The organism is Bacillus sp. FSL K6-0073 (genome assembly GCF_038006085.1).
In the GTDB taxonomy this organism is placed as follows: domain Bacteria; phylum Bacillota; class Bacilli; order Bacillales; family Bacillaceae_G; genus Bacillus_A; species Bacillus_A cereus.
In genome coordinates, this window is sequence record NZ_JBBOUN010000004.1 from 345,193 (window position 1) to 361,469 (window position 16,277).

Sequence of the window (16,277 nt, forward strand, 5' to 3'; positions counted from 1 at the left end):
TTTTTTGGTGTGCACTATCAGATGACGCGTAAGGAGATTAATCATTTGAATACATTTATTATACTATTAATTGAAAGAAAATTCAAAAACAAAAGGATGAATCTTTGCATATTTTCAAATTCGAACACAAAAATGTAAAGATATAGTTTATAATAAGTGGTGAAACACTCTCCTATGTTTCTAGTGATTGTATCTTTTATCTGTAGTTGGTGCGAAATCTGTAGATAGATTTTGCACTTTTTTATTTATTGTTTTATAGGATCAGTGTGATTTTTTTATAAGGGGGGGATTACTATGTTTGGGAGTAAAGAAAATGATATTAAAGAGTACCTTATACAAGAAGGTTATGAGATTAAAGAATATTTAAGAAAAAATGGAGATTGGTACTATTTTAAAGTACATACTTTTTGGTCGGGAACGCACTTAGTAAAAGTAAAAGATGGAGTGTTTGGTTTTAGAATAGAAAAAGAGTAAATAGAATGGTGAAGTTTATCTTGATTAAGTTATACTTATAGGTACACTTATAAGTGTACTTTGGAGTTTATTATGTAAAAATATAAATAAATTAAACAAAAAGCCTAGTAACTGAAGTGAAGTGACCCCCGAAAGCGGGACACATATCAAAACATCTAAACCATCTGTTCCCTATATTCTTTAGGGGATAGGTGGTTTAATTTTTCTTGAATTCGCACACAATTGTAGTAATGAATGTATTCTAACACAATCTTTCGCACAGTTGTGTTGGATACTTTTGTTATCTTTTGTGAGTAGAAAGCTTCGCTTTTTAAATGACCAAAGAAGCTTTCCATGACGGCATTATCATGGCAATTTCCTCTCCGGGACATGCTGGTGATAATGCCTTTTTCTTTGGCATATGCTTGAAATTCCTTCGCTGTATAAATACTTCCTTGATCCGAGTGAAGGATGGCATCTTTTACTTTTCTCCCTCGCATTGCTTGTTTTAATGTCTTCATCGCTAATGTTAATGTTTGTGATTCACTGATGACATAACTAATAATTTCACGATTAAAGGCATCCATAATCGTTGATAAATACAATGTGAGCTCTCCAAATAATAGGTAAGTCACATCCGTAAACCACTTTTCATTTTGGGCTATAGATAGATATAACGCTTATCTTTAATTATAGGCTTCTCTATCATTTTTTGTTATTTCAACTATTACGCTTTAAAGGTGGAATATTATTTATATACTTTAAATCTATATAATGATATAATAGAAATGAATGATACAATAAGCGACAGTTTATACTAAAAAATGTCCTTCATCCCCGCTCTAAGTATAGATGGATTCGTAAAGGACATTCTCTATAAAATACAATTACGTTATTGATTCACATAATATTGGATGTTAGAGAAATCTCGTTCTGTCAGGATAGGTTGGATCTGAATCACTGGATTCGATTTCAAACGTAAAGGGATTGTCGATACAACAAAATCTATACACTGCACTTCTGCTAATTCATTTTCTCTTATTTGTTCTGCGGAAGAAAAAGATATAAATTCTATCTTTCCACCGAACTTTTCTGTTAAAACAGCTATCATATAATTTTTCCAACAATCTCGTTCTTTCGTAATGATTAGCACTTTTTTTGAAGTGTTTTTATTTTGAATTCGAGATGCTTCAATCTGTAATACAATATTTACGATTTCTTTATTTGGTACATAATCAGCGATTTGATGTTTTTGTACCCATGTATGATAGACTTCGTTCACTTGAAGAAATGTTTGATTATATTTTTGCTGCATATACGTATGGACTGTTTCTTCTTTTGGTTGAATATAAGAATAAATAGGAAGAAAATAGAGAGTCTTTCTAAAATGGAGAATGACCGTATAAATAAATTCTTCATCTTCGATAAAACTAGACCCAAATCGCTCATCTAACATATGTATAAAATCTTTTACAATTCGATACACTTGTATTTCTTGTTGATGAAAGATTTGCATTTCTTGCTTTTTTTCCTGGATTGGATCTATATAGCTGTAATTTAAACTTTTTAGTACAATGGTCAAAATAATTTTTTCATACGTTGAAAAGTGAAGATGAAAATCCTGTTTTGTCTCTTCAACCAATACGGATACATGATGATATAACGGTGTATCAAGATTGAATTTTGAAAAAGGGGGAATCCATTCTACTGTATATCCTTGCTTCTTTCTTATTACTAGAATTGCGATAAAATAAGAAAGTTGATGCTTGCTATCTACAGTAAATAGAATATTTAATTGCCTTTCTATTTTTTTTATAAATGAATGGATAATCTCTTGGCTTTGGTGAAAGGGCCATTCTCCGTTTAAATACACACTTGTATACAATTTCGTAAACAAATAAAGAATTTTAGCTTCACTGCCCATTATTCTAATCGGTTTTTTTCGAATTTCTAATCCAAAATGACGGATTTCATTGTCTATTTTTTTTACAACTTTTGCGATTTTATTCGGTTGGATATATAACTTTTCAGCCAAGCTATACACAGTGGCGGTTTTATCGCGCAATAATTCATCTAATATCTGAAAAGTCAAAGATTCTCTAAGAAAAAAAGAAATCATCTCTTGAACAGATGCGTGAGATGGGATTTCCACCTGTACTCCATACCCTTTCTTTATCTTAATGTGCCATGTAGGGGGCAAAACCTCTGTTAGATGGACTAAATCATTTTTGATTGTTTTATGTGAAGCACGTATACATTGTGAAATTTCAGTATAGGTATACCATCTTTTTTCTTTCGATATCAACTCTAATATTTGGATTTTCCGTTTTATATCCGACTCATTTTCCGTTAAAAAATCTTTTATCTCCATTTTGTCCTCCATATATGAGTAAGAATCTTGTTACATCGAACAACAACATGTTTTTTATCTTAAAAGGTATTGAATGATAAGCTGAGAAGTAAACAATTTGTTACTAATGGATAAAGAAATCTAATGGTATGCTTTGAGTAGTAAAACATCGCCCCATTAAAAGACATCCACTCCGTTGATTGAATATAAAATATAGCAAGAGAATTAATAAGGATTTTTGCCTCTTTACCAAAATGTTAGGCGAGCAACAACTAAGTTCAACAGGATTGAAAATACAACCCTCTCACTTGTTTACTTATTCACAAAGTTGTTGGCGTACCAGTTATGATTGAATAAATATACTTGTCATGTCGTTTCAAGCTTACGTATCTATTCACCAGCAATCGACCTCATTATTCCTTATCAGGACATCACTACTATCAAATAGCCCTAACCTTTTAAACATCATATTAATCCGTGTATTTACTTTACATCCATCCGGATGATTTTTATCCAAGAAGTAAATACTTTTTTAAAGATATTTATTAATTCGGGATCAAATTGAGTGCCTGCTCCCTTTATAATCTGATCGTACGCTTCTTTTGGTGTCAATGCAGTTCGATACACTCGTGTGGATGTCATGGCGTCAAATGCATCCGCAATCGCCACAATCCTTGCGCTTAACGGTATCTCATGTCTTTTTAAGCCATTCGGATACCCACTTCCATCCCACTTTTCATGGTGAGAAAGAATAATGGAAGAATCAACAGGGAGAAAAGGAAACAAGTTGACGACTTGTAAGCCTCGTTCTGGATGTGACTTCATCACATCATATTCTTCTTTCGTGAGAGAAGAGGATTTTTTTAAAATTTTATTTGGTATTCTCATTTTTCCAATATCATGTAGTAAACAGGAATGATACAATTTGGTAAGAGCATCTGGATTATATTCTTTTGTCTCCTTCGCCAATATGGTGGCATATATAGCTACCCTTTTACTATGATCTTTTGTATACGGATCTTTCAGACCTAATAAATAAAAAAGCAATACAATCGCCTCTTTTCATATTTGTATTCCTTTTTCCTACATCCTGTCGTATCATCAAAAAACACCAAAATAAAAACACCTTGAAACAGTATATATAAATAAAATATTTCTAAATCATAATCTATACAGGTTATAATTCATCTTTCCGAGGTTTTGTGCATGGGCTATCATGGCTCAAAAACAAAATGATATTTTATTTATATACGTCCGAGAAGGTGTTGGAACTACTTCACATTTCAAATCCATTTCCTATAACATATGATATGGAAATACAATCCGCATACAGTTTCTTCTTTTTAGGTTTTTTGCTTTATAATTATAGCAAAGGAATCGCTGTAGTTCATTTCATAAAACGCCTTATAATCGGCATCATTTGAATTCCATCAGTGATATTTTATAAATGAAAGAAGGTGTCTATTCATGCGTTCTCTTTTAAATAACAATTTACGCAGACAACTACAATTCTTAGAACTACTATATGAACAAGATGGATGGCATACGTTAGGAGTAAGTGCACAAACACTGAATTGTTCCGAAAGAATTTTGAGGGATGACATTAAATTTATTAATCAAGAATTTCAACCTTTTCAGATTGAGACATCTATAAAAGGGATTATGTTAACCTATCCTTCACAATATTCTATTGATTTTATATATCAAAAGGTCTTATCTATAAGTCCTGAGTTTTCATTTATTGAACGGATATTTTTTGATGAAAGAGATCACATAGAGACAATCGCGGAGGAATTATTTCTTAGTACTTCCACCCTAAGGCGGATTGTCACAAAATTGAATGTGTATCTCGAACAATATGAGATACACATTCAAACAAACCCTTGTAAAATCATAGGAAATGAACAACATATTAGAAGTATTATGGTCCAGTTTTTTTATGAGAAATATGGTGTAACTCATACCCCTTTTCCAAACAATCAACTACAGGTATTGGATCAACTCTTTCTATATGTTACCAAAAAAAATCAGATACAACTAAATTTTCCAGACCTCATACGGATTCGGTATTGGACAATGGTGAATGTGATTCGTTTACAACACCGGCATATGAAAACCATTTCAGAAGATTTTTCAAATCCTTTGGATGTAAGCGTTTTTGAAAACAGCCCATTTTGTCAATTGTTCCAGGATACCTTTTCTCTTGATTTTAATCATGAGACTGTTTACCAGCTCTTCTCTGTTTTTTTTAATCATCAGTATGCATTTACGTATGAGCAATTAGAAATGATGGTACAACAAAAATCAAATGACGCATGGAAAATCGTTCCTAAAATTTCAAACTTATTGCATAGACTATCCGACAAACTACAGGTGCCTCTTCAAAATAAACAAAAAATCATTTTGGAGTTATACAATTTACAAACCATGAATTATGGACGTAGTTTTATTTTACATAATAAAAGACGTTTCTTTTCTGAACATCATTCTCACGAATTTTCATACTTTGTCTTGCTTTTAAAAGAAGAACTAACTCACTTTCACTTTCATGAACAGTTCAAATGGGATGCGCATATTTTTACGGAAACATTATATATTTTAATCATACATTGGACAAACTTATTACAAGCCTTAAAACAGAAAGTTCCTGTTCTTTATGTCGGCATTTTTTGTGATTCAGATATGGAACATACCCTATTTATTCGTAATATTATGCAGTATCAATTTGGTCATATGATTCAACTATCTAAGATTGATGTATTACATCTCAGCTCATTTAAACAGATTGCAAAAAACTATGACTTGATTATTACAAATATCTCAGGTTTAACAGACGTATCCACACCCATTATTTGTGTGAATACCATTCCTTTCTTACAAGACCTGAATAAAGTACAAAAAGAAATATTCACTCTCATTCACGAGAAACTTTCGAAAGAATTTGATGTGTAGGGAAGGGACTATATATCATTATCCTACCTCTTACATTTTCCAATGCCGGTGGATATAAAAAGGTACCGTAAGGTAACCAACCATATTCCTATTCACAAAATATGTAATCAGGATAAAACCAATGTATTATGTTTGGAAAGACTCTTTTTCATAAAAATACCCCTCCAAATGAAACCTGTATCTGGAGGGGCACTACTATTACTCTACGTCTACAATCAATTCTACACTTTCTATATAGAACGTACCTTCTGTCTCACTTATCTCAATCCACATTTGATTTGTATACGGGATGAATGTCACTGTTTTTGTGATATAGCCGGTTTGATCATTGTACACACTATTTGTGTTATATCCGTTTGTATTCGATGCTTGTGTATTATATGCATTATTTGTGTTATATCCATTTGTATTGGACACTTGCGTATTATACATATTATTTGTATCATAATCGCTTGCACTAAAAATAAGCGTTTCTGTTTGATTTCCACCATCACGGATACTTACATATCCATTTCCTACCCCTTCTTTTCTTGCAGTAACTCGTAACACATATCTTTGATTCGGTTGAACTGTAAACTGTTGCGAAACTTGTTCATCCCAGTTTGGAATCACAAGGACAGATGTATGATTGATTTGTTGTACCTCTACGCCAGGCGTTGCATGCCAATTACTTAACCCATTTCGAAAATCACCATTTGGTATGGCATTTCGCTGATCATACAAACCCCACGCTTGTTGGAGTCGATCTGTTAATTCTGTAAACTTCGTATAGTTCATCCCTGGTATTTCTGGGAACATTTCGTTATATACGTAAGGAATGGACTGTATCAGATCTTGAGCCGCAGTAAGATCTGTAATCTCTACATCAGGATTCAGTTGCTGATCCTGATAATCGGTATATAAACGATCTACCGCTTGTTTCGATGCCATGTATCTTCTATCTGTCTCTTCACGTCTTCTTGTCATTTGAATCTTCCACTGTTGTTCTTCTCTTTGCAAGCGTTCTAATGCGTCTCCTGACAAAGGTCCCTCTTCGACCAATTCAAGATTTCCAAGTGTTGCGTATCCCTCTGGGTCCGTAATCTTAAATCCAACCCATATTCCTGCATTTTCATTGTAATCGATTTCACCTGTATCAATAGGAATAGAGAACTCATGCGCTTCACCAGAACGGTTTTCTACTTCTAGACGGCTATTCACATACTTTTGTTCGCTGCATCGATTGATTCTACCATCCGAGTTTACAGGAGATACATCTGGCAGCAAATCATCCGGTACATTTTTTACAATTCGATTCGTTTGGTGACGAATCGTATAAATTTCTAATCCTTGACTACTTCCCACAAATCCTCTCAGTCTATATCTTGTGTATGGTTTTAATACACCTTCATCAATTTTTTGATACAAATACGTTGGATACGTTTCTGTATCAATTTCTCTCGCACCTGGTAGGCGTAGATAACGCCCTTTGAATACAGCATCCCCTTCTACAATCTCAATTCCCGTACTTGCCGTCCATCCATTTTCTCCGTTTATCTCTTGGAAATCTGGATCTTGTAGTAAGTTACGTGCCTCGCTGAGTCGTTTTGCCTCTCTCACCGCATCAAATAACAATCGTTTTTCATTTGGATACAAATCATCCGATAGGCATTCCACTAAGTTTGCCGCCTGATTCACTTCATAATCTGTTACCCCTGGTCGTAATCCATCTTTTGTATTCGTAAACAAGGCATTCACTGCTTTCTTCGCCGCTTCTAAATCTTGTTCCGCTTCATAGGTTGCATTTACTGGGATGAATTCGATTCGGTCTATATAAACTTCTTGACCGGAGCTAAAATCACCCATGGATAGGAGTATTTTATCTTGTGTTTCTCTGAATTGGAAATCAGTAATGAAACTTGCGAATTTAAATGTTTCATACGTTAAAGATGCCCCTTTATCCATAGTTTTGTTAAATCTATTGTTTTCTATTGTGCCGCCAAGGTATAGAGTAAATTCAAAATCTGTTGTAGAGGCATAGCGAATTCTTACACGATATCTTTGTGATAACGACCCATTTACTGTAACCGCAAAGGTCCCTAATATGCTAGGATTGGTTCTTTTTAATATATCTCCTCCTGTAAATCCAGGACCCTGTACTACGGAACCCCCTAGATATAACATGTCTCCCTTTACCGCTGGAATTTGAGTAATTTTATCTGAATATATTGTATTATTTAAATCCGCACTAGTATGTGTCCAAACAAATACAGGGAAACTCCCATAGTATACATTACCATTTTTAGAGAAAGAATGGGAGGTAATATGAGATAATCTATGACTATAGCTTTCAGCTACCGGTACAGTTCTATCTAGAGGTATTTCATCACTTGATTCATAAACCTGTGTACACCCTTGTAGAGTTGTATGTGTTTTTGAATAAGAATAAGCTGTTGTTGATGAGGTTCCCCTTTTTACCATATGGAACCAAGATCCCGGCACACCATATGCCTTTTGGTAGTAATTAGCTAGGTTTGCCGCAGTTGAATTAATTTCAAAAATATCCCTATCCTCAAGTGCAAATGAATTCTTTTCTGAAGTGATTCGACCGTAATTAGCTGCGTATGTTACGGTCGAATCAGCTGTTCTACGATATTTTAGGGTATGTCCTGACCAGTAGTTTATATAGGCATCATTATTTAACGCAATACCCCCTCTACGTGTATTAATTTCTACTGAGCTGAGTATATCAAACAAGTGTGGCCCACGAATTACGTCGTTTTCAACTTCATAAAAAAGAATACCACTGTGGGTTGACCAAGGGTTGCAGAATCCAGTACTTGTCACTATGTTAAATGCTATCGGATCTGTATACACATCCCGTGTAAGTTGAGCTGTTGTTTCGATTGGATACATATGTGTGTCATAGTTTGGAAATAACGCCACCAAATCTAATACCAGTAATGTCATCTCTCTACGGAACTGATGATAATTCAGCCAACTTTTAGAAGTGGTACCTTTCAATTTATCTAAGCCGATTTTATACCACTTTACACAATAGTCTGAATATTCAGCGGTAAGTTGCACTTGACGATTATAAAATCTAGAAATTTCACCTGGTGTAAATCCCCACTCTTCTCCAAAAATAGAAGCATCTCTTAATAACAATAAATGTAGGTTCACAGCCTGTGCATATACTGCTAATAATAGTACTTCGTGTCCGGATACTGCAAAAGATGGAATTGAACTAACAAAGTTAAGATCTAAAGCTATAAATTGATTAGAAACAACACTTCTAGTTCTTGCATCATTGCGATTTTCCAGCCAATCTTCAAGTGACTGCTGATATACATCCAAAGCATTTCCTAGCCCTTTTAATTCAGCAAGAGCCTTATCTTTTACATATTTTTCTATTTTTTGATCAACGAGTTCTTCCACTCGTTCCATAATTTCTCCCCATATATCTACGCTCTTTGACGGCCATAATTGACCAACAATGAAACTATAGAAACTAGCTATCTGACTAGCAAATGGAACCCCTAAAGCTCCTAGTATTCGACCAACAATGCCAATTCCAGTTTGAATCGTGGATGAACTAATAAACGTCTCCGGATTTCCAAATAATTCAGGATTCTCTCCCCCAGACATTTTCAGGTAATCTTTATAAGGCTCAGTACCAGCGTTGCTGTAACCAGGGGCAAAGTAGCAAATAATTAGTTATTATTTGCTACTTTGTTTCATTTATTTGTTGTGGATTTATAAAAAATGTGTCCAAGCTGTTGTGTTTTTTTATGTTTTTTATTTCTTTATGTTGAGCTTAGTTTTTTAATAGGATTCATACTTGTAGGAATTTCCTTTTTATTTCTTATATAAAATGTTATAAGATGCTATATTAAGAGATAAATAAAATGTTGTTAAATCTTTTAATATACACTAAAAAAGAAGTTTATTTTAATTAACTGTAGTAAAGGAGAGTACCTCGTTGGAATTATCTAATTTTTCAGGTGAATTAAAAAGGTTAGCAGAAGAAATTAAACAGTATTGCATGATAAAGAAGTATAAGAAAATAAGTAGTGTAAGAACTTTTAAGAACCTTCTTATTGATGGAATAGTCGATATAGCTATAAATAATGGATTATTAGCCATTCGGAATGAAGTTGTAGATCTTGTTTCTGAAGAAACAATTGATGTAGCCATTTATCAAGAGAATGGAACTTGTTTGTTTGCCATAAACTTTACAGGTTGGAGATTAAAAGAGTCCTTCAAAGATTTAAATAGCTTTCAAGCATTAAATAAAATCGTAATAACCTATATAGAAGATACAGTATACATTAAAAATTTAGTGAAACTATTTAATACAAAAAAAGATATTCAAATTCTTTAAATACCAAACCTAAGATTTTACAAAGGTCCGAAAGAACAACGTTTAAAGAATGTAGAAATATGGGGGGATTCACCTTATGAATTGAAGTTAAAAGAGCATCTCAAATTGAATGGGATTCAATTTCATACTCAAGTACCTGTTTATGAGACTAATAGATATGGAGTTCCTAAGTATTGGTTAGATTTCGTTGTGATTGGGAGATTTTCAAAACTTGTAGTAGAGTGTGATGGGTTATGGTTTCATTTAACAAAAAAAGGAATGTTACATGACTCTATAAGAGATTTATGGGTAACTCAGAATACAGATTATAATGAAATATTACGTTTCAATACTGACGAAATAGCTTATTTATACTTTGACATACCATATTTGAGTAAGTATACAGGAACTATAGATAGTTTCATCATGGGATATGGAACGGCCTTTTCTATCTTTTACCTAGAGACGAATGTAATAAATATCCCTATTGAATTACTAGAAGATAAACGGATAGTAAAAGTAATTATATCTATGTGTGGGGATATACAAAAAGTTCAAGGGGAAAATTATATCATCTTAACAAGACAGGGTGTTATTGTAAAATCAGATATAGTTACTGATACAGTATCTAAAGAAAATTATAAAGAAGATATTTCATCCACTCAAACAATAATGGATAAACAACAAACTTCTGTTAAATCTAATACCAATATACGGACCAAAAAAGCTGGAGTAAAGCCTACGAAAAGAACAAGACAAAATAGAACGAGTGTGTACAAAAGGTCTTCTTCCCTTGATAAACTAAACCATATGCATATAAAAGACATAGAATCTACTTTAAGAGACATGTATACTATAAAAACTGATAAGGATACTACCCTTTACGAAACAACTTTGAGGGAGAAGTATAGGAAATTATACCAGCAGAAGAAGATAAAAAGCTCTAAACTCGTTTTATTTGATGGTATCTCAAAGGAGAGGTCCAAGCAAATAAGGGAAGATATAGAAAGGTTTTGGAAAGTAATCACATTAGAGGGGAATGATGTATCGGAAATTGACTCCTTTAATTTGGCCATTCAATACATGAAACAACATTATAAAAGATATGCACCGTTACCGATAACAATACATGATGTATCCATTTTATTAAATAAATGCAAGATAGAAAAAAAGTTTGATTAAAATCATTGGTATTAATGATTTTAATCAAACTTTTTTCAAAATCAACATGTGTCTTACTAGTTACTTTTTTGTTGTATCTTACGATATAATGTCATACGAGAGATACCCGATTTTTCTGCAGCATCCGTACGATTCCTTCCTTGTTCTATAAGATACAAGGCATAATTCACTTTTTCTTCATCAGTTTTTGGCCTTCCAGGGTATTTGCCACGTGTTTTTGCAGCTAGGATTCCTTCTTTTGTACGTTCAGAGGTTAAATCCCTTTCGAATTGAGCAATTCCTGCAAAAACAGTAAAGAGCATTTTTCCATGTGCTGTTGTTGTATCAAGCCAGGATTCTTTTAGACTTTTTAAATTTGCTCCTTTTTGAGAAATGAGTTCAGCAATTTCAATTAAGTCTTTTGTAGAACGAGAAAGACGGGTCAAGTCTGTTACTATTACTGTATCTCCATAACGCAGAAATTCTAAAATACGATTTAACTCAGGGCGGTTTCTTTTAATTCCAGTTACTTTTCCGAAGAAAATACGTTCACAACCAGCTTCTTTTAATTGTTGTTCTTGACGATCTAAATTTTGATCAATTGTAGATACTCGCATATATCCAAATTTCATATAATTCTCCCTTTTTTCTTTTTATTGTATCAAAAATGCATCGTGGTAAATATTGTTACAAAAATGTTTTGTTACACATTTTTGTTACGTTCAAATTGCTAGTTTAATCGGTCGCACATCTTGATTAAAAGTGTTGTAATAAAAACGACCGTTTTTGTTACAGTGAACTAACTAATATATTAAAAATGAAAAGAAACTTTCTATTACTCTGAAGAAGTTTCTTTTCATTTGAACAATCTTAAGAAGGTTTCTGGAGTATTAGACGTTCCTTCATGTTTAATTTGAATGTCCCATATGGATTTACGTGAGCATAGATAAGTGGTGTTAAAGCTCTAAAGTCCTCTGGGACTAATTTTTGTAGTAGAGATTTATTTTGGTCTAAGAGAACTTCTTGAATCATTAAAGTATTGATTAATACTAAACAATTTTGGAGGAGATGAAGAGCAAGTACAGCAATCTCTTGATCCTCCATACGGTTTGTTTGAATTTCTCCTCCTTTTCCATAAAAAATGAAACTGTTAGCAGAGTTCCAATTCTCAACTACATTTAATCCTTCATGAATTTCCTTCCGAATTTCTTCTGATGATAAATACTCACAGAGAAAAATGGTTTTTAATGCTTTTCCTAATTCACTAAGTGCTCGATAAGTTGGATGCCCACTGTTACGGGTAAATCGTTTGAGAACAGCCTCTGTTTCGGCTGTACCAAGCCGTAAGGCTGTAGCATACTTAATCATTTGATCGTACTGCTGTTCAATTAAATTCCAATTGATTGGTCGAGTTAAAACTGGCTGCAAGTTGGGGTATGAGTCTTGCATACCTACATCCGGACGATACAATTTTTGCGCATGAATAGCTTTAAACCTTGGCATTAGTTGAAATCCTAGTAAATGACAAAAAGCAAAAGCAACTTCACTTTGTCCATGTGTATCTACATAGTTCTTCTCTACCTCCATATTCGTACAATGCCGCAGTAATCCTTCAATCATAGAAGCTACTTCTGAAGAAGAACAAGATTTGAGTTGTGAATAAATACATGTAGAGTTTTTTTCTACATGCCAATAAATCATTACACCCCGACCTCTATATCGAATATGCCATTCTGTTAGTAAATTTTGATCCCACGCTCCAAACTTTTTACTATCAGATGCACATGCTGTGGTTCCTTCTCCCCATATTTCGGTTACACGACTAGCTAGAATAGCATTAGTTACTTTTGAGATGGCTTGTCGTAAATTTTCTTTATGAATAAACTTACGGCGCACATAAAGCAACTCTTTATAACTTTCTCCATGGTCTCCGGCAGCAATACGTTTTACCCCTGTGTTCGTTCCTAGTCCATATAAACAAAGAATAAGTCTACGTTGAAGTGTCTCCTTATCGAGAATCTCTCGATTCCCTAATGTTTGAAATGTATCTGTTAAATGAACACGTAAATCCGCTTCTTTTAAAATATCTAAAAGATTGGTCATCGGCCAGCGATTCATAACCTCTGCCTTTACGAGATTGAGATTAACTGGTTCATCCTGTGCTTGCAAAGGTGATACAGAAATCCATCCAGTTCCTTTACTCAAAATTCGTACTTTAGTATCGCTCTTCACATGTTTATTTAATTTTTCCAATGCTATATTCATACTGTTTTTTAATTCTTGAATAAGTGTTTGTGCTTCAAGGGGTTTCTGTAGTGCTTCGTAATGTTTTTCCCTGTTTTGTTCAAAATCCTCTGGTAAATCTTCCTCTGGATTTCTATATCGGTCTGCTCCAACTACCCATACTTCTTTGCAACGCAATCGTTCTCGTAAAGCTTGAAGAACACAGATTTCATAATTCATTCGATTGATACGATTTGTTTCTTTATCAATAACTGTATCAATCCATGCTGGTTTTACAACTCCTTCTATCGGAATGTAATCAGCTTCATTGTATGTATATTGATTGGTAAGCTTATATTGCTTGAGTAAATCAATTGCATCTATTACAGGGCGATGTACGTCATTGTTCGATCGAAACTCTAAAATATCCAGTAAAGCAGGAACCATTCTCCTATAATGAGTGCCGTAGGAAGATCTCATAACTGTATGAACCTTTTGTCTGTAAGCGGGACCTGTATGCTTCATTTCTTTCACAATGTCTTTTAATGTATCCTCGCCTACGACAGGAAATAAAACATCTCTTATAATGCCATCTGGTTGTTCTACTGCTTTTTCAGCCATACGAAACAATACGTTTGTCTTACCACTTACTTTGCGAAAATCACGTAAAAATTCCTTTTCGACTTTTCTTTCTGCACGAGCACCAATACGATGAACAATTTGAATAATGAGTTCAACTAAATTATCCGTAATTTCTCTACCCCTACACCAAAAGAAAGCTGCTAATAATGTGTAACGGATAGGGTCTGGATGCCTACGTAGCTCTCTAATATCTTCAGAAACCGCACGCTGCCTGTACGTTCGAATCATCTTAGGTGGAACACCGTAGAATAAATCTGATGGAAGTTGTATATCCCGTACAATTTGGAGCTTTTCTATTTCTTGTAATAAACTATCTAACCCAATCCTTCCAGGATCAGATACAAGTTCCCGAAAACTAAGGATAGTTTGATCCTCTTCAAGTTGTTCTGTTTGGGACCAAGTACGTATAAAGGCATCTAATTTGGATTTTGAATGCTCTGAAAGCTGTGTGAAAATGGATTGTGAAATATGTTCCTCGTATTGGCGAATAGCTGATTTGATATTTCTCTCTAGTTGGTCTTGAGTTGGAGGGATAAGTTGTTGGTGTCTGAGGTGATGTAAAACATATTCTCGTACACGATCTATTTGTAGTTCTTGTGGCAGAATGTTGGCTTGTAGCCATAGCTTTATTTGTTCCATATCTTCGGAAGTACTCTCTCGAAATCCCACATATTCACGGATTTGTGCTCGATGATATTTAATAGAGCGTCCGTTCCAATCATATTCCTGAAAGGAATCGGCAGGTACTCCTACTTGTTTCGCAACATAGTCAATCAGCTGTTTATTGATTTCTTGTTTTCCTTTTGGAAAACGACCTTGATATTGAAAAAATTTTAGGGAAACAGCAAACCCAAGTCGTGTGCTTCCATATTTATTTCCAATTAAGCGCATTTCTTCTGGGATAATTGTAAAATGTTCAATAAGCTCCCCTATCTCCCAATTTTGTTTCATCTGATTGTGCCTCCTTATCCTATCTATTAAGAAAATTTTAACATATAAAAAAGTTCTGGAAGCCAGAACTTTACGTTTTAAAATATTTACTTTGCCCCTGGTTACAGCAACGCTGGTACTGGGCCTATATACATTGATACCGCTAAGTCGTTTACTACGAGCAGAATACTTCATTCCTTTCTTTTTTTCTCTTACCGTTTGATCGTGTAATCGTTTTTGTTGTTGTTCTTTTGTTAGTCGATGAACAATCACACGAGTTGGTACTTTATCAGTCATTCCTACATAAGCGTTGGATATTTCATATGTTTGTCCTGGCTGAAGAGAGTTCATTAAAACCTCCATATCTATTTGGATATACTCTGTACCCTTCTTAATTCTGCCATCTTGAAAATAATCAGGGTTTGGATTTTTTTGATAAATACGTGTATTCGATTTAATACGTGAGATATAATAGGCCTTTTTATCTTGTATATGTTGAAGATCTTTCAAATGAAAATAACCTAAATCTCGGATACATAAATCATTCGCTGTTACAGTTGGGGCACACAGGGAACCGTAGGTTCGATCATGTTGTTTACCTGGACCTGTATGAATATGAAGGAATTGTCCACTTAATAAATCATACTCAAGCTGTATCTTTACTCCCGCTGTATGGCTGCATCCTCCCGCACCAGGATAAACCGATGAAAATATATCCGGGAGTTGAAATGCAGTTGAATCTAAAATACGAATACGCTTGAAAACAGAAGTGTATGGAGAAGAAATCGGCATAGATGCGGCCAATTTTTTGCTTAGTAGTTCGGCTAGTAGGTGTTGTAAAAGTTGGACGGCCGCCTTATTAAACCGTTGATTCAGTCCCTCAGGACTGATGAGTACTTCTGTTGATGCTTCTAAACAGCTAGATAACTGAGTTAAAGAAGTCATAGCTACATTTTGGCTCACCCATACACATAAAGCTACTAAATCTTTTGCTTGGTACTTACTGGTTCGTTGTACAAAGCCAACATCTCTAGCAATATCTCGTAAGGCATTTGGAGATAGGGCACTTTGAATCTCTTGAGCAAATAGTTGTAATTCGTTAGACACAGAAACAGACATAAAAAACGCCATCCTTTCCTATGATTCTACAGAAAGAATAGCGTATTTTTTCATTTTAGGGGGCATTTCTTTTTATTAGCTTGATAGCGATGTGGCGGTACCCCT

The 16,277-nt window shown here is 34.2% G+C and carries 9 protein-coding genes and 2 pseudogenes; 4 read left to right on the forward strand and 7 right to left on the reverse strand.

Annotation, left to right across the window (positions count from 1 at the left end; genetic code table 11):
* Positions 1-294: 294 nt before the first annotated feature.
* Positions 295-474 (forward strand): hypothetical protein, encoded by a 180-nt coding sequence (locus tag MHB52_RS35665; protein WP_061663394.1) that lies wholly within the window; start codon positions 295-297, stop codon positions 472-474.
* Between the two features lie 155 nt (positions 475-629).
* On the opposite strand, the pseudogene MHB52_RS35670 reads toward MHB52_RS35665, so the two are convergent.
* The 3 genes and pseudogenes from MHB52_RS35670 to MHB52_RS35680 all read right to left on the reverse strand — a co-directional run.
* A pseudogene (locus MHB52_RS35670) lies at positions 630-1,109 on the reverse strand (IS3 family transposase); the annotation flags it as partial.
* Between the two features lie 236 nt (positions 1,110-1,345).
* The gene (locus MHB52_RS35675; protein WP_340769241.1) at positions 1,346-2,824 is read right to left on the reverse strand and encodes a BglG family transcription antiterminator; all 1,479 of its coding nucleotides are present in this window, start codon (positions 2,822-2,824) and stop codon (positions 1,346-1,348) included.
* 462 nt (positions 2,825-3,286) lie between these two features.
* Positions 3,287-3,850, reverse strand: a complete 564-nt coding sequence (locus MHB52_RS35680; RefSeq protein ID WP_061663436.1) for an HD-GYP domain-containing protein — start codon at positions 3,848-3,850, stop codon at positions 3,287-3,289.
* A 420-nt stretch (positions 3,851-4,270) separates the two neighbouring features.
* Here MHB52_RS35680 and MHB52_RS35685 point away from each other — a divergent pair, with 420 nt between their 5' ends.
* Entirely contained in the window at positions 4,271-5,755 is a 1,485-nt protein-coding gene (locus MHB52_RS35685; protein WP_061663435.1) for a helix-turn-helix domain-containing protein, read from the forward strand.
* 198 nt (positions 5,756-5,953) lie between these two features.
* Here MHB52_RS35685 and MHB52_RS35690 read toward each other — a convergent pair whose 3' ends face one another.
* Positions 5,954-9,382, reverse strand: coding sequence for an insecticidal delta-endotoxin Cry8Ea1 family protein (locus MHB52_RS35690; protein WP_340769245.1), 3,429 nt, complete (start codon positions 9,380-9,382; stop codon positions 5,954-5,956).
* A 334-nt stretch (positions 9,383-9,716) separates the two neighbouring features.
* On the opposite strand from MHB52_RS35690, the gene MHB52_RS35695 reads away from it, so the two are divergent.
* On the forward strand, positions 9,717-10,118 hold the full coding sequence (locus tag MHB52_RS35695) for a hypothetical protein (protein WP_061663365.1): 402 nt from the start codon (positions 9,717-9,719) through the stop codon (positions 10,116-10,118).
* Positions 10,119-10,199: 81 nt separating this feature from the next.
* Positions 10,200-11,279: a hypothetical protein gene (locus MHB52_RS35700; protein WP_061663367.1), complete on the forward strand. Its 1,080-nt coding sequence runs from the start codon at positions 10,200-10,202 to the stop codon at positions 11,277-11,279.
* Between the two features lie 56 nt (positions 11,280-11,335).
* On the opposite strand, the gene MHB52_RS35705 is transcribed toward MHB52_RS35700, so the two are convergent.
* The 3 genes and pseudogenes from MHB52_RS35705 to MHB52_RS35715 all read right to left on the reverse strand — a co-directional run.
* Complete coding sequence (locus MHB52_RS35705; RefSeq protein WP_061663369.1) at positions 11,336-11,890, reverse strand: recombinase family protein; 555 nt, start codon at positions 11,888-11,890, stop codon at positions 11,336-11,338.
* A gap of 238 nt (positions 11,891-12,128) precedes the next feature.
* Positions 12,129-15,092 carry a Tn3 family transposase gene (locus tag MHB52_RS35710; RefSeq protein WP_340769272.1) on the reverse strand — a complete coding sequence of 988 codons (2,964 nt, stop codon included), beginning with the start codon at positions 15,090-15,092 and terminating at the stop codon, positions 12,129-12,131.
* 90 nt (positions 15,093-15,182) lie between these two features.
* Positions 15,183-16,172 (reverse strand): annotated as a pseudogene (locus MHB52_RS35715) (IS4 family transposase); the annotation flags it as partial.
* Positions 16,173-16,277 lie beyond the last annotated feature (105 nt).